This window comes from Xanthomonas albilineans, from assembly GCF_009931595.1.
GTDB classification, from domain to species: Bacteria; Pseudomonadota; Gammaproteobacteria; order Xanthomonadales; family Xanthomonadaceae; genus Xanthomonas_A; species Xanthomonas_A albilineans.
Map to the genome: position 1 here is coordinate 250,162 of NZ_CP046570.1, position 13,829 is coordinate 263,990.

Genomic DNA, 13,829 nt, shown 5'->3' on the forward strand with positions numbered 1-13,829 from the left:
GCGTAGTGGCGTGCGCTGGTTATGCTGTGGCGATGACCGATGCGCCAGCCTCCGCCGTCCCCATGCAACATCCTCCCACCTCGCCGCGTATCGCACTGGTGTTCGGCGGTAGTGGTCAAATCGGCGAACCGCTGTTGCATGGGTTGCTCGCCGCCGGCTGGCAGGTGCATGCCTACTCGCGGACCATCCAGCCTGCACGGCCCGGCCTGCATTGGCACTTGGGCGAGCTGGGGACGCTGTCGATGCCGCCGTTGCCAGTGGATGTCGTCTTCAGTTGTGGGCCGCTGGATGCGTTCGCGGATTGGTATCAACGCGTGCCGGTGCATGTGCCGCGTGTGGTTGCGTTTGGCTCCACCAGCCTGGAGGTCAAGCGCGATTCGCTGGATGACACCGAACGCGATGTCGCCCGCCGTTTGCGCGAGGCCGAAGCGACACTGTTTGCGCTGGCCGCGGCGCGCGGCGCCGCCGTGACGGTGTTACGACCGACTTTGGTCTACGGCGCTGGTCGCGACCGGACCTTGAGCGCGATTGCGGCGCTGGCGCGGCGCAGCGGTTGGTTCGTGCTGTCGCGCAGCGCCTGTGGCCTGCGGCAGCCGGTGCATGTGCAGGATCTGGCCGAGGCGGCGCTGGCGGTACTGTCGTTTGCGGTCACACATGGCCAAAGCTATGCGCTGGGCGGCGGCGAGACACTCCGTTATCGCGACATGGTGCATCGCGTGCTGGCCGTGTTGCAGCCGCCGGCACGGTTGCTGTTGTTGCCGCATGCCGTCTTCGCGCTGCTGTTGGCGTTGGCGCATGCGTGCGGTCGCTTGCGTGGCATGAATCGCGCGGCCTTGCAGCGCATGCGCGAGGATCTGGTCTTCGATTTGGCGCCGGCGCGGCGCGATTTCGGCTACGCGCCGCGCGCGTTCGCCCCGGATGCAGCCATGCTCGGCGTGACGCCCGGAGCTGTCGTGCGTCAGTAGCGCCAGTGCATGTGTCGGTACAGCTTGGCCAGCACCCAGGCTGGGCCGATCAGCAGCGCCATCGCATCGGTGCAGAAATTGGGCCGGCGGCCTTCCAATGTGTGCCCGATGCATTGCGCGATCGAGGCCAGCATGAGCACCGCCAGCGCCATCCAGCGCAATCCTTGCAGCCCCAGATGCGCTTCCAGCAGCCGGCACAGGCAGCCGTAAAAAAAGAAGACGGCGAGCATGCCGTAGCCCAGCGGTCGTGACAGCCGGTTGTAGTACATCCAAGCGACGAACATGCTCAGTGCCGCCCACACTCCGCTTTGGAACCAGCTAGCGCCGACCGGTATGCACCACAGCAGCGCCACGACCGCCCATAGAATGCCCGGCACTGCGATCACGTGGATACGCTGGTTGGCGGCATTGCGGTGAGCGTCGGAATAGTGGGCGAAATATCGGTCGATCGGGCGCGCGTAGACGGTGGTCTCCATCTTTCCTCCGAGTAACCGGATCAGCATAGCGTCATCGACGCCGTGATGCGCAGACAGTGCGCTGTGGCGTGGGCGCCTGCGACCGATGGGAAGGTGTGGCCGTTCGCGACGTGTCGCAGATCCGCGCGTTGCCCGGAGAAGCGTGTTGGAGCTAGTGCCGATCCGGTGGTTGCCATGGTCAGGAACGAAGAAGTGCAAGCCTTGGCGAGATCATCGCCGGTTCCGGGCCGATCCGCTCATGCGGTGGAGTATGCGTAGCGCTGCCGCGTCCGCATGCGCGACGTCGTCCACGCGCCGGCGTAGGGCGACGCCGTTCAATCGACCGAAATGCCCGCCAGCCGCTGCAGTGCCTCGGCGTATTTGCTTCGGGTACGCTCGATCACGTCCTGCGGCAGGCGCGGGCCGGGCACGGTCTTGCCCCAGTCCAACGTTTCCAGATAGTCGCGCACGAACTGCTTGTCGTAGCTGGGCGGGCTGGTACCAATTTCGTATTCGTCGGCCGGCCAGTAACGTGAGGAATCCGGGGTCAGCATCTCGTCCATGATGTACAGGCGGCCATCGAGGTCGGTGCCGAATTCGAACTTGGTGTCCGCCAGCAAGATGCCGCGCTCGGCGGCGAAGTCGGCGGCGAAGCGGTAGATGCGCAAGGTGGCGTCGCGCACGCGCTCGGCCAGTTCGGCGCCCACGGTCTTGACCATCGCGTCGAAATCGATGTTTTCGTCGTGATCGCCGACGGCGGCCTTGGTCGAGGGGGTGAAGATCGGTTCGGCCAGTTTCTCGGCCTGGCGCAGGCCATCGGGCAGTTCGATCCCGCTGACCTTGCCGGTGCGCTGGTAGTCCTTCCAGCCGCTGCCGATCAGATAGCCGCGGGCGATGGCTTCCACCGGCACCGGCTTGAGCTTGCGGGTCACCACCGCGCGTTTGGCGTACAGCGCGGTGTCCACGCCCTCGGGCAGTACTGCGGCGACATCAATGCCGGTGAGGTGGTTGGGCATCAGGTGCTCGGTCTTCTTGAACCAGAAGTTGGAGACCTGGCATAGCATCTCGCCCTTGCCGGGAATCGGGTCGGGCAGCACCACGTCGAAGGCGGACAAGCGGTCGGTGGCGACCATCAGCAGGTAGTCGCCGGTCGGGGCGTTGGCAGGCAGGCGGTCGCGCGGCAGATCGAACACGTCGCGGACTTTGCCGCGGTGACGCAACGGCAGGCCAGGCAGATCGGATTGCAACAGCGTGGTGGACACAGACGCTCCTACGGACTTCGCAATGGCCACCGTCTCGGGACCCGGCGGGCCCGCGGCGGACGGCGGGCCGCGTAGTGTAAGGCTGGAAAGACCCGCTGTGCCGTAAAATATACCGTCCTGTCCACCGAGCCCGCCCTTTGTCCAAGCCCTGGTACGGAAAACTGCTCGGCGCCATTGCCGGGGCCTTGCTGCTGCGGCCCACGCCCGTGCTTGGCGCATTTATTGGCTTGCTGATCGGACATGCTTTCGACGCGGACTGGTTCAAACTGTCTCAGCGCGAAGATCCGTATCGCGAACTGGGCCTCACACGCGATGCGACCGACGCGGAAATCGAACTTGCTTATCGCCGCCTGATGTCCCAATACCATCCCGACAAGGTTGCCAACGCCAGTCCAGAGTTGCGCGCCAGCGCCGAGAAAAAGGCCAGCCAGCTCAACACGGCTTACGACCGGATTCGCCTACTGCGCAAACGCTGAGATCCTGCCATGTCCGATTGCATCATTGCCCCATCCATCCTGTCCGCCGATTTCGCCCGTCTTGGCGAGGAAGTGGATGCGGTGCTGCGTGCCGGCGCCGACTGGATCCATTTCGATGTCATGGATAACCATTACGTGCCGAATCTGACCATTGGTCCGATGGTGTGCAAGGCGCTGCGCAAGCACGGGGTGACCGCAGCGATCGACGTGCATTTGATGGTCGAGCCGGTGGATCGGCTGATTCCCGATTTCGCCGAGGCCGGTGCCAGTCTCATCAGCTTTCATCCAGAGGCCAGCCGCCACGTCCACCGCAGTATCCAACTGATCAAGTCGCATGGCTGCCAAGTCGGGCTGGCGCTCAACCCCGCGACCCCATTGGAGATCCTCGACTGGGTGCTGGACGATCTGGATCTGGTGTTGGTGATGTCGGTCAACCCGGGTTTCGGCGGGCAGACGTTCATTCCCTCGGCGCTGGACAAGCTGCGCGCGATCCGCACCTGCATCGACGCCAGTGGCAAGCCGATCCGGCTGGAGATCGATGGTGGGGTCAAGCCGGAGAATATCGCCGCGGTTGCGGCCGCCGGCGCCGACACGTTCGTTGCAGGCTCGGCCATCTTCAACGCGCCGGACTACGCCGAGGTCATCGCGCGGATGCGCGCGGCGGTGGCGGCGCGCTGAGATGGCGCTTGTGCAGATCCGCCCGGCGCTGGCCGCAGATGCCGCGTTGATTTTGCGCATGATCCGCGACTTGGCCCGCTACGAGCGCGCCGAGGACGCGGTGCAAACCGACGAAGCCAGCCTGCGCGCCAGTCTGTTCGGTCCGCACTCGCGTGCGTATGCGTTGATCTGCGAAGTCGATGCGCAGCCGGCCGGTTACGCGGTGTATTTCTACAATTATTCCACCTGGCTCGGGCGCAACGGCCTGTATCTGGAAGACCTGTACGTGGATCCCGCGCATCGCGGTTTCGGTGCCGGCAGGGCGTTGTTGCGGCATCTGGCGCGGCAGGCGGTGGCCGAAGGCTGCGGTCGTTTCGAGTGGTCGGTGCTGGATTGGAACCGCCCGGCGATCGACTTCTATGAAGCAGCCGGCGCGCAGGCGCAGGACGAATGGACCGTGTATCGCTTGCAGGGCGAGGCACTGAGCAGGTTCGCGGCCGGGTGAGCGCTGCTGACCTGCTGCGCATGAAAAGCAGCGACGTGCAAAAAGCAGGAACCGCACGGTTGCCGGTGCGGTTCCTCTAGAAATATTTGGAGGCTGATCCTGCCTCCATCCGTCGTCCCTGCTATGGCCTTCCATGTTCCGGATCATCGGTGACGCAGGTATGACAGCGTGCGGCGTGCTGTCCTATCGATTCCCAATCCGCCTTATGCCGTGTCGGCGAAGCACGCGGCATGGTCCGCGCAGGCGGCGCATGGCAGCAGCGCATTGGTCTTTGATTTTCAGGTGGCGCGGTGGTCGTTGCGCGCCGCGCCGATGTCCGCGCCCGTACCGCAGACGCGGTTCCGTCGGCCATGATCCGCCTGAGCCGCTGCGCCTAAGAGTGGCTAACAAAACGACTATGTCGCCGCCGGGCGGGCGTGGGCAGTGCTCGGAATCCGCATGTACCCCCTTTGTACACGGCGGTTCCTGCGCGCTGTCCGCGCCCCCCCGACAGCGACTCGCGACGTTTTGTTGGCCACTCTAAACAGCCATTGCCACGTGCCCGCCGTCGCACAATCGACCGTGCCGTCTGCAACCGTTGCCACTCGCCGCAGTTGCGGTAAAGTAACTGCCATGTCCAGCTTGACGACCCCGCGTTCCTTCACTTCGGCTCGCCGTGCGTGGCGATGGTGGCCTGCAGCCGTCGTCCGTCCCGTCACCGCGCCCCGGAAGGAAAGCCGTTTTGATCACCCGCGAGCAGTTCCAGCACTACGCCGCTGAAGGCCACACCCGTATCCCTGTCGTTCGCGAAGTGTTGTCCGATCTGGACACGCCGTTGTCGGTCTATCTCAAGCTCGCCGACGCCCCGCATACCTATCTGTTCGAATCGGTCGAGGGTGGCGAGCGCTTTGGCCGTTATTCGATCATCGGCCTGCCGGTGCGCCGCGTGTACACCTTTCGTGGCCACACGCTGGAGGTGCGCGACCACGGCAATCTGGTCGAGCGGCGCGAGGTCGCCGATCCGCTCGCCGAGGTCGAGGCACTGCGCGTGCAGCACACGGTGCCCAGGATCGAGGGCGTGCCGGGTTTCACCGGCGGCCTGGTGGGGTGGTTCGGTTTCGAGTGCATCGGCTATATCGAACCGCGTCTGGCTGGCGGCGATGCCCACGACGAATTGGACACGCCGGATATCCTGCTCATGCTGTCCGAAGAGGTCGCGGTCTTCGACAACCTCAAGGGCCGCCTGTACCTGATCGTACACGTCGATCCGTCCGTTGCCGACGCTTGGGAGATGGCGCAGGCGCGGCTCGACGCGCTTACCGCCACGCTGCGCCAGCCCGGCGCCGGTTATCCCGCGCCGCTGGCGCGCGACGTCCTCGACGAGCGCGATTTCGTCTCCGGCTTTACCCGCGAAGGCTTCATCGCCGCGGTGGAAAAATCCAAGGACTACATCCGTGCCGGCGACATCTTCCAGGTGGTGCTGAGCCAGCGCCTGAGCGTGCCGTTCAACACGCGTCCGTTGGACGTGTACCGCGCATTGCGCGCGTTGAACCCGTCGCCTTACATGTATTTCATCGATGTCGGCGACACCCAGGTGGTGGGTTCCTCGCCGGAAATTCTGGTGCGCCTGGAAGCCGGGCAGGTCACCGTGCGCCCGATCGCCGGCACGCGTCGGCGCGGCAAGACCGTGGAAGAAGACCTCGCACTGGAAGCGGAGCTGCTCGCCGATCCCAAGGAGCGCGCCGAGCACCTGATGCTGATCGACCTGGGCCGCAACGACGCTGGCCGCGTCTCGCAGGCCGGTAGCGTGGCGGTCGGCGAGCGCTTCGTGATCGAGCGCTACAGTCACGTCATGCACATCGTCAGCGAAGTCACCGGCACGCTGTTGCCAGGACTCAGCTACGCCGACGTGTTACGCGCGACCTTCCCCGCCGGCACCGTCAGCGGCGCGCCGAAGATCCGTGCGCTGGAGGTCATCCGCGAGCTGGAGCCGATCAAGCGCAACGTCTACGCCGGCAGCATCGGCTACCTCGGCTGGCATGGCGATGCCGACACCGCCATCGCCATCCGCACGGCGGTGATCAAGCATGGCCGCCTGCACGTGCAGGCCGGCGCCGGCATCGTCTACGACTCCGATCCGCAAGCGGAATGGGACGAGACGATGAGCAAGGGCCGCGCGCTGTTCCGCGCGGTGGCCGAGGCGGCGAAGGGTCTCTGATGGACAGGACATTCAGTGAGCGACTGGGTTTTAAGGAGTCGAGAAGCGTGGCCCAGGTCGGAAAGATGGACGATGTCCTTCGGAATGGGCTTTGGAATGTTCTCTATACGAACTTCTTTGATACAAACGGCTATGACAGCCAAAAACGTGTTTCGAGACTCATTTGGCAATTCCATTTCAAGAAGCCAATCGACTCGCGCCCGAGTGAAAGTGACATGCCTCATGGTTGGTATCTGACTGATTTGGATGAAGTGAAGGGGCATTTCTTTGGTTGCGAATGGAATGAAGTCTATGATTTCGTCGAGTTCATGGTTGGCCTGAGTAGCAAAGCTGGGTTGATAAAAGATCCATCCTGGTTCATCAAGGGACTGAATTACGTGCTTGAAACCGAGTGCTCCGGATATCGTCTCCTCAATGGCATCTTTGTCCCAATCGTTGATCCTCCCGAACTCGATGAAGTCAACAAGGCGCTGTCAGATTCATTTTCCGAGTCTCAAGAACACATCGCTTCCGCCCTTCAGTTGATGACGGATCGAAACAACCCGGACTATCGGAATTCGATCAAGGAATCCATTTCGGCTGTCGAAGCCGCGGCTCGGATCGTCTCTGGGGAACCTAATGCAACGCTTGGTAAAGCACTCAAACATTTGGAGCGATCTGGAGCGCTGCATGCTGCTTTGAGCGGCGCATTTTCGCAGCTCTACGGATACACGAGCGAAGCTGACGGCATTCGGCATTCCTTGATAGGTGAATCAAACATCACGCAAGCCGACGCGCGCTATTTTCTGATTACATGCAGTGCATTCGTGAATTTACTTAAGACAAAGAAGGCCAGCTGATGCTGTTGATGCTCGACAACTACGACAGCTTCACCTACAACCTCGTGCAGTACCTGCAGGCGCTCGGTGCCGAGGTCAAGGTGGTGCGCAACGATGCGCTCAGCGTGGACGAGATCGAGCGCCTGGCGCCCGAGCGCATCGTCATCTCGCCCGGTCCATGCACGCCGAATGAGGCGGGGGTGTCGCTGCAATTGATCGAACGGCTCGGCCAGCGCACGCCGATCCTGGGTGTGTGCCTGGGTCACCAGAGCATCGGTCAGGTCTACGGCGGGCAGGTGGTGCGCGCCGGCACCATCATGCACGGCAAGACCTCGCGCATCCGCCACCAGGGCCTGGGCGTGTTCGCCGGTTTGCCCGATGGCTACGAGGCCACCCGCTACCACTCGCTGGTGGTGGAAAAGACCACGCTGCCGCAGTGCCTGGAAATCACCGCCTGGACCGAACACGCCGATGGCAGCATGGAAGAAATCATGGGCCTGCGGCATCGCCAGTTCCCGGTGGAGGGCGTGCAGTTCCATCCCGAGTCCATCCTCACCGAGCATGGTCACGCCTTGTTGAAGAATTTCCTGGAACGTTGAGTCGCCGTGCCGGCACCACGTTCCTTCCCGTCACCGCCGGATGCCTATCGATGCACGATCGTACTGAGACCTTCCACTTCTACGAACCGGCTCATGGTCATGGACTGCCGCACGATCCGTTCAATGCCATCGTCGGGCCACGGCCAATCGGTTGGATCGGTTCGCGTGGTGCCGACGGCGTTGCCAACCTGGCGCCTTACAGTTTTTTCAACGCCTTCAACTACGTCCCGCCGATTGTCGGTTTCGCCAGCATCGGCTGGAAGGACAGTGTCCGCAACATCGAGGCCAGCGGCGAATTCACCTGGAACCTGGTCACGCGCGTACTGGCCGAGGCGATGAACGCCAGTTCCGCGGCGGTCGCGCCGGAGGTTGACGAGTTCGCTCTGGCTGGGCTGGCCGTCGCGCCCTCGCGGCTGGTCGGCGCGCCGCGGGTCGCCGCCAGTCCGGTGAGCTTCGAATGCCGGCTCAGCCAGTTGCTGCCGCTGCAGACCGCGCGCGGTGAACCGATCCAGACCTGGCTGGTACTCGGCGAGGTGGTCGGCGTGCACATCGCGCGCAGCGCATTGCAGGACGGGCTCTACGATCCGGCCGCGGTCGGCACCCTGCTGCGCGCCGGTGGACCGGCCGATTACTTCGAGGTGCTCGCGCAAGGTCGGTTGCGCCTGGAGCGGCCCGCTCGCCCGGGCTGACCCCAGTGACAGCTTTTCTCCCTCTTCGGACAGCAACAGATCTTTCCTCCATGACCATCACGCCACAGCAAGCCCTGCAGCGCACCATCGAGCACCGCGAAATCTTCCATGACGAGATGGTCGGGCTGATGCGGCAGATCATGCGCGGCGAGGTATCGGCGGCGATGACCTCGGCCATCCTCACCGGGCTGCGGGTGAAGAAGGAGACGGTCGGCGAGATTGCCGGTGCGGCGCAAGTGATGCGCGAGTTCTCGCGCACAGTAGACGTCGCCGACCGCCGCCATATGGTGGACATTGTCGGCACCGGCGGCGACGGTTCGCATACCTTCAACATCTCCACCTGTGCGATGTTCGTCGCCGCCGCGGCCGGGGCCAAAGTGGCCAAGCACGGCAATCGCAGCGTCTCTTCCAAGTCCGGGAGTGCCGATGCGCTGGAAGCGCTGGGCGCGGCGATCGAGCTGCAACCGGAGCAGGTGGCGCAGGCGCTGCACGCCACCGGCATCGGTTTCATGTATGCGCCGGTGCATCATCCGGCGATGAAGGTGGTGGCGCCGGTGCGCCGCGAGATGGGCGTGCGTACCATCTTCAACATCCTCGGACCGCTGACCAATCCGGCCGGTGCGCCGAACATCCTGATGGGGGTGTTTCATCCGGATCTGGTCGGCATCCAGGCGCGTGTGTTGCACGAGCTGGGGGCCGAGCGTGCGTTGGTGGTGTGGGGCCGCGACGGCATGGACGAACTGTCGCTGGGAGCCGGCACTTTGGTCGGCGAGTTGCGCGATGGTCAAGTGCGCGAATACGAACTGCATCCGGAGGATTTCGGCATCGCCATGTCGGCCAGCCGCAACCTCAAGGTGGCCGATGCCGCCGAATCGATGGCGATGTTGCGTGGCGTGCTCGACAACGTGCCCGGCCCGGCGTTGGACATCGTCGCCTTCAACGCCGGTGCGGCGTTGTATGTGGCCGGTGTGGCCGCCGACATCGCCGCCGGTATCGCCCTGGCTCGTGCCGCCATTGCCGATGGCCGGGCACGTGCCAAGCTTGAGGCGTATGTGGTGTGCACGCGGGAATTGGTCCAGGCCAGGAACCAGGGGTCCGAGGCCCACTGAGAGCCCTCTTCGCCCATGCAGTTGCGTTCGCTGCAGTACCGGAATCGTGCCGCACGCACTTGCGGTAGGCATGAGATCTTCTACGCTCTTGCGAGCCGCGAGTCCTGGCTTGACTGCCGCTTACGTCCCGCATCGCCGATAATCCTTCCTCTCCACAGGATCCCAACGCATGAGCGACATTCTCCGCACCATCCTCGCGCGCAAGACCGAAGAGATCGTCGAACGCAGCGCACGCGTACCGTTGGCCGAGCTGGCCGCGCGCGCGGAGGCCATGCCGTCCACGCGCGGGTTCGCGCGCGCCCTACAGGCCGCCATCGCCAACGGCGACCCAGCGGTGATCGCCGAGGTCAAGAAGGCCAGCCCATCCAAGGGCGTGATCCGGCCCGACTTCCATCCGGCCGATATCGCGGTCAGCTACCAATTCGGCGGTGCTGCCTGCCTGTCGGTGCTGACCGACGAGGATTTCTTCCAGGGTCACGATCGCTACCTGCAGCAGGCGCGCGAGGCGTGCACGCTGCCTGTGCTGCGCAAGGATTTCACCATCGACCCATACCAGGTATACGAGGCGCGCGCGCTCGGCGCCGATTGTATTTTGCTGATCGTCGCTGCGCTGGACGACCTGCAATTGGCCGAGCTGTCGTCGCTGGCATTACAGTTGGGGATGGATGTGCTGGTGGAAGTGCATGACATCGACGAACTGGAGCGCGCCCTGCAAGTACCAGCGCCACTGATCGGCATCAACAATCGCAATCTGCGTACCTTCGAAGTGTCGCTGCAGACCACCTTGTCGATGAAGGACGCGGTGCCGCGCGATCGCCTGTTGGTCACCGAGAGTGGCATTCTTGGCGCAGCAGACGTGGCGACGATGCGCGCTGCCGGCGTGCATGCCTTCCTGGTCGGGGAGGCATTCATGCGTGCGGAGGAGCCTGGAGAAGCGCTGCGCCAGTTGTTCTTCTCTGCATGAGTGCGCCGTATCCAGTCCCGCACGCCGACGCGCCGGTGGTGGTGTTCGACTTCGATCACACGCTGTACGACGGCGACTCCGGCAGTCACCTGTTCGCTTGGTTGATCCGGCGCAGTCCGTTGCGCCTGATCGCCGCCTTGTTGGCGACGCTCTTGTTGGGGCCGCTGGTGGCGATGCTGCCGACCCGCCGCACTGGCATTTCCGGCTATGTGTGGATCGCCAGTTTCGGCCTGCGTCGCGTGCGGGAGTTCAACGTCATCATCGATCAGTACGTCCTGCGTCATCAGGTGCAGATTCGGCAGCGACTGCTGCCGCAAGCGCTGGAGGTATTCGCCCGGCACCGTGCCGCCGGCGACCGGGTGGTCGTCGCCACCGGTGCGCCGCCGGAATTGGCGCGGGCGATTCTTGGCTTCGTCGCGCACCAGGATGTGCCGGTGATCGGCAGCCTGATCGCTCCGCGGCTGGGCGCGGTCGTCGCGACCCGCCATTGCCACAATCAGGAAAAGCTGCGCATGCTGCGCGAGCTCGGCTATGGCGCTATCGCCAAGGCCTATTCGGACAGCATCGCCGACTTGCCGCTGCTGCAAGCGGCCGTCGCGCCGGTGGTGGTCAATCCCAAGACCTCGGCGGTGGCGGTGTTTCGGCGCACCTTGCCGTCCGGCACGCCGATTTTGAACTGGGGATGCCGCGATCGCGCCGGCGACGCGGTTAGCGCGTGATTGCCGCGAGACGGCAGCCCAGCGTTTGACGGTGTTGCTCAACGGTCGCGTGCGGAATAGGCGCTGTCGCTCGCCACCAGGGCTTGGTGGATCGGCCCGATCCACTGCCCGTGGTCGATGTCGTAGGTACCGAAGCTGCCTTCGAATTGCCAGTATGCCCAGGCGGAATTGCGTTTCTCCGCAGCGTTGACCACATCGATCTTGGGCCGGGGTCTGGACGTTTTGCGCGAGCAGGGAGTGGGCATCCGCCGGTTCACTGCCGTCGCCGTCCAGCACGGCATGTTGGCGCTGAAGCCTCGCGCGGGGCATGAGGAACTTCGCGCCGTGAATGCGCGCGTTCTCGCGCGCAACATGATCGACACCGCCATGGCAGGCACAGGTGTACTTGAAGGCTCGGATCTCGGATCAACGTGCCAGTTAACGCGATCCGTGGGTTGGGTGTCGCGATGCCGCAGGCCATCCCTGGCGTAGCAACAGATGTTTGTCGACATGGGCCTAGGGCCAGATGTGACAGCCCGGAGACGCCGTTGGTGACGACTTCGGCACTGTCCAAGCGGGACCTGATGGTGGCCCGCGGCCAGCCCCAGGCCGAGCAGCACCTGGCAAAAGAACAGGTCGAAGGCCAGGCACATTGTGTTCTCAAGCAACTGCGCCAGCCAGCAGTCCGGTCGTAACGAAGCTAGTAGAACGTCTCGTTCAGTCGTATTTCGGCGGGAGTCTGGGTGCGTCCAGCGAACGAGGCATGCCGATCAGCGCGCGCCGTACAGCACCACGGTCTTGCCGCGGGCGTGCAGCGTGCCGTCGACCTGCAGCTTCTTCAGCACCCGGCCGGCCATCTCGCGCGAGCAGCCGACTAGTCGCGCCAACTCCTGCCGTGACACCCGCAACTGCATGCCTTGCGGGTGGCTCATCGCCTCCGGCTCCTGGGCTAGATCGTGCAGGGTACGCACTATGCGGTCGCTCACATCCAGGAACGCGAGGCGGCTGGCTTTGCGCGAGGTGTCGAGCAGACGCTTGGACAGCTGTACGCCGATTGCGTACAACACCCGCGGCGCATCGGCAGACAGCGAACCCAGGAACAACTGGTGTAAGCGTTCGTAGCTGATCTCGGCGAGTTCGCATGGGGTGCGCGTGCGCAGGATCACCTCGCGCTGGTCCGACTCGATGAACAGGCCCATCTCGCCGACGAACTCGCCGTTGCCGAAATAGCCAAGGACCAGTTCGCGGTCGTCATCTTCCTCGGCGATAATGCTAACCGAGCCGCTGACCACGTAGTACAGGGTGCCGGCGGGGTCGCCAGGTCTGAACACGTCGGTCCGCGCCGGATAACGGCGACGGTGGCTATGGGCTAAAAAGCGATCAATGGTGGCGTTGTCCAACGTCAGAGGACTTGGAGCGATACGCACTGGTGTTGCAATGGTGGCGTTTCCGGGACTCATGTGGGTTTCAGCTACGGCGTGATTCGTGAAGCTTAACGGGACGCGTTCGCGCCGGCAAACATGGGCGTACGACACATTTCGCATTGCGTGCATTTAGCCCATAATCTTGTGCATCCCCCGTGAAATTTAAAGGACCCACACCGTGGTCAAGCCGTTGCCTCGCCTGAGGTTACAAGGTTTCAACAACCTCACTAAGGCGTTGAGCTTCAACATATACGACGTCTGTTATGCGATTTCTGAAGATGAGCGTCAGCGTTATATCGAATATATCGACGAGCAGTACGACGCCGATCGTCTGACCCAGATTCTTACCGATGTGGCCGAGATCATCGGCGCCAACATTCTCAATATTGCACGCCAGGATTACGATCCGCAGGGCGCGTCGGTGACGATGCTGATTTCCGAGGAGCCGGTCATCGACAAGAAGGCGGCGGGCAAGGAAATCATTTCCGATGCCGTGGTTGCGCATATGGACAAGAGCCACATCACTGTCCATACCTACCCCGAAACCTATTCACAGCACGGTATCGCCACGTTCCGTGCTGACATCGATGTCGCGACCTGCGGGGTGATTTCGCCGTTGAAGGCGCTCAACTATCTGATCGAGAGTCTGGAATCGGACATCGTGATCATGGATTACCGTGTGCGCGGCTTCACCCGCGACGTGAAGGGCAAGAAGCACTACATTGATCACAAGATCAATTCGATCCAGAATTTTCTGGCGAAGAACATCAAGTCGCGCTACGAAATGTTCGACGTCAACGTGTATCAGGAAAACATGTTCCATACCAAGATGCACCTGAAGGACTTCGACTTGGATCAGTACCTGTTCGAGGAGAAAGCCAAGAATCTATCTTTCAAGGAGCGCATGCGTATCGAAGCGCTGCTCAAGCGCGAGATCGAGGAGTTGTTCCACGGCCGCAATTTGGTCGAATAAGTCTCGGTATCGGGGTTATGCAAGAGCGCATTTGCGCG

At 63.2% G+C, this 13,829-nt stretch carries 16 protein-coding genes and 1 other RNA gene; 13 read left to right on the forward strand and 4 right to left on the reverse strand.

All coding sequences use genetic code 11. The features are described from left to right. Nucleotides 1-62 precede the first annotated feature (62 nt). Nucleotides 63-965: an SDR family oxidoreductase gene (locus XaFJ1_RS01030; RefSeq protein WP_049887201.1), complete on the forward strand. Its 903-nt coding sequence runs from the start codon at nucleotides 63-65 to the stop codon at nucleotides 963-965. Here the strand turns inward: XaFJ1_RS01030 and XaFJ1_RS01035 are convergent. Further along, nucleotides 959-1,441, reverse strand: a complete 483-nt coding sequence (locus tag XaFJ1_RS01035) for an Mpo1 family 2-hydroxy fatty acid dioxygenase (protein WP_012914834.1) — start codon at nucleotides 1,439-1,441, stop codon at nucleotides 959-961. The two genes, XaFJ1_RS01030 and XaFJ1_RS01035, sit on opposite strands and share 7 nt — an antisense overlap. A 314-nt stretch (nucleotides 1,442-1,755) precedes the next feature. Further along, nucleotides 1,756-2,682 (reverse strand): phosphoribosylaminoimidazolesuccinocarboxamide synthase, encoded by a 927-nt coding sequence (locus tag XaFJ1_RS01040; RefSeq protein ID WP_012914835.1) that lies wholly within the window; start codon nucleotides 2,680-2,682, stop codon nucleotides 1,756-1,758. A gap of 137 nt (nucleotides 2,683-2,819) precedes the next feature. On the opposite strand from XaFJ1_RS01040, the gene XaFJ1_RS01045 reads away from it, so the two are divergent. From XaFJ1_RS01045 to XaFJ1_RS01095, 11 genes are all read left to right on the forward strand, one after another. After that, nucleotides 2,820-3,158, forward strand: a complete 339-nt coding sequence (locus XaFJ1_RS01045; RefSeq protein ID WP_012914836.1) for a J domain-containing protein — start codon at nucleotides 2,820-2,822, stop codon at nucleotides 3,156-3,158. A gap of 9 nt (nucleotides 3,159-3,167) precedes the next feature. Then, a complete protein-coding gene (gene rpe, locus XaFJ1_RS01050; RefSeq protein ID WP_012914837.1) occupies nucleotides 3,168-3,836 on the forward strand; it encodes a ribulose-phosphate 3-epimerase in 669 nt (222 codons plus the stop codon). Nucleotide 3,837: 1 nt separating this feature from the next. Further along, nucleotides 3,838-4,320 carry a GNAT family N-acetyltransferase gene (locus XaFJ1_RS01055; protein WP_012914838.1) on the forward strand — a complete coding sequence of 161 codons (483 nt, stop codon included), beginning with the start codon at nucleotides 3,838-3,840 and terminating at the stop codon, nucleotides 4,318-4,320. 438 nt (nucleotides 4,321-4,758) lie between these two features. Then, nucleotides 4,759-4,836: non-coding RNA, sX9 sRNA (locus XaFJ1_RS01060), on the forward strand. A gap of 205 nt (nucleotides 4,837-5,041) precedes the next feature. Then, on the forward strand, nucleotides 5,042-6,517 hold the full coding sequence (gene trpE / locus XaFJ1_RS01065) for an anthranilate synthase component I (protein WP_012914840.1): 1,476 nt from the start codon (nucleotides 5,042-5,044) through the stop codon (nucleotides 6,515-6,517). Then, nucleotides 6,517-7,356: an AbiJ-NTD4 domain-containing protein gene (locus XaFJ1_RS01070; RefSeq protein WP_049887160.1), complete on the forward strand. Its 840-nt coding sequence runs from the start codon at nucleotides 6,517-6,519 to the stop codon at nucleotides 7,354-7,356. Before trpE ends, XaFJ1_RS01070 begins: the two co-directional genes overlap by 1 nt. After that, the gene (locus tag XaFJ1_RS01075; RefSeq protein ID WP_012914841.1) at nucleotides 7,356-7,934 is read left to right on the forward strand and encodes an aminodeoxychorismate/anthranilate synthase component II; all 579 of its coding nucleotides are present in this window, start codon (nucleotides 7,356-7,358) and stop codon (nucleotides 7,932-7,934) included. Before XaFJ1_RS01070 ends, XaFJ1_RS01075 begins: the two co-directional genes overlap by 1 nt. 50 nt (nucleotides 7,935-7,984) lie before the next feature. Beyond that, on the forward strand, nucleotides 7,985-8,623 hold the full coding sequence (locus tag XaFJ1_RS01080; RefSeq protein ID WP_012914842.1) for a flavin reductase family protein: 639 nt from the start codon (nucleotides 7,985-7,987) through the stop codon (nucleotides 8,621-8,623). Nucleotides 8,624-8,673: 50 nt separating this feature from the next. Further along, on the forward strand, nucleotides 8,674-9,732 hold the full coding sequence (gene trpD / locus XaFJ1_RS01085; protein ID WP_012914843.1) for an anthranilate phosphoribosyltransferase: 1,059 nt from the start codon (nucleotides 8,674-8,676) through the stop codon (nucleotides 9,730-9,732). 169 nt (nucleotides 9,733-9,901) lie between these two features. Then, nucleotides 9,902-10,696, forward strand: a complete 795-nt coding sequence (trpC, locus tag XaFJ1_RS01090; protein WP_012914844.1) for an indole-3-glycerol phosphate synthase TrpC — start codon at nucleotides 9,902-9,904, stop codon at nucleotides 10,694-10,696. Next, a complete protein-coding gene (locus tag XaFJ1_RS01095) occupies nucleotides 10,693-11,415 on the forward strand; it encodes a haloacid dehalogenase-like hydrolase (protein ID WP_012914845.1) in 723 nt (240 codons plus the stop codon). The genes trpC and XaFJ1_RS01095 overlap by 4 nt, the downstream gene beginning before the upstream one ends. Nucleotides 11,416-11,453: 38 nt before the next feature. On the opposite strand, the gene XaFJ1_RS01100 is transcribed toward XaFJ1_RS01095, so the two are convergent. Next, the gene (locus XaFJ1_RS01100) at nucleotides 11,454-11,660 is read right to left on the reverse strand and encodes a hypothetical protein (RefSeq protein ID WP_012914846.1); all 207 of its coding nucleotides are present in this window, start codon (nucleotides 11,658-11,660) and stop codon (nucleotides 11,454-11,456) included. A 504-nt stretch (nucleotides 11,661-12,164) separates the two neighbouring features. After that, a complete protein-coding gene (gene crp / locus XaFJ1_RS01105) occupies nucleotides 12,165-12,854 on the reverse strand; it encodes a cAMP-activated global transcriptional regulator CRP (protein ID WP_012914847.1) in 690 nt (229 codons plus the stop codon). A gap of 142 nt (nucleotides 12,855-12,996) precedes the next feature. On the opposite strand from crp, the gene speD reads away from it, so the two are divergent. After that, complete coding sequence (gene speD / locus XaFJ1_RS01110; RefSeq protein WP_012914848.1) at nucleotides 12,997-13,791, forward strand: adenosylmethionine decarboxylase; 795 nt, start codon at nucleotides 12,997-12,999, stop codon at nucleotides 13,789-13,791. The last annotated feature ends 38 nt before the right edge of the window (nucleotides 13,792-13,829 follow it).

Bases quoted from the DNA above. Each gene is read 5' to 3' on its own strand.
- XaFJ1_RS01030 (WP_049887201.1), top strand. From the start codon at position 63: ATGCAACATCCTCCCACCTCGCCGCGTATCGCACTGGTGTTCGGCGGT.
- XaFJ1_RS01035 (WP_012914834.1), bottom strand. From the start codon at position 1,441: ATGGAGACCACCGTCTACGCGCGCCCGATCGACCGATATTTCGCCCAC.
- rpe (WP_012914837.1), top strand. From the start codon at position 3,168: ATGTCCGATTGCATCATTGCCCCATCCATCCTGTCCGCCGATTTCGCC.
- XaFJ1_RS01055 (WP_012914838.1), top strand. From the start codon at position 3,838: ATGGCGCTTGTGCAGATCCGCCCGGCGCTGGCCGCAGATGCCGCGTTG.
- XaFJ1_RS01070 (WP_049887160.1), top strand. From the start codon at position 6,517: ATGGACAGGACATTCAGTGAGCGACTGGGTTTTAAGGAGTCGAGAAGC.
- XaFJ1_RS01075 (WP_012914841.1), top strand. From the start codon at position 7,356: ATGCTGTTGATGCTCGACAACTACGACAGCTTCACCTACAACCTCGTG.
- XaFJ1_RS01080 (WP_012914842.1), top strand. From the start codon at position 7,985: ATGCACGATCGTACTGAGACCTTCCACTTCTACGAACCGGCTCATGGT.
- trpD (WP_012914843.1), top strand. From the start codon at position 8,674: ATGACCATCACGCCACAGCAAGCCCTGCAGCGCACCATCGAGCACCGC.
- trpC (WP_012914844.1), top strand. From the start codon at position 9,902: ATGAGCGACATTCTCCGCACCATCCTCGCGCGCAAGACCGAAGAGATC.
- XaFJ1_RS01095 (WP_012914845.1), top strand. From the start codon at position 10,693: ATGAGTGCGCCGTATCCAGTCCCGCACGCCGACGCGCCGGTGGTGGTG.
- XaFJ1_RS01100 (WP_012914846.1), bottom strand. From the start codon at position 11,660: ATGCCCACTCCCTGCTCGCGCAAAACGTCCAGACCCCGGCCCAAGATC.
- crp (WP_012914847.1), bottom strand. From the start codon at position 12,854: ATGAGTCCCGGAAACGCCACCATTGCAACACCAGTGCGTATCGCTCCA.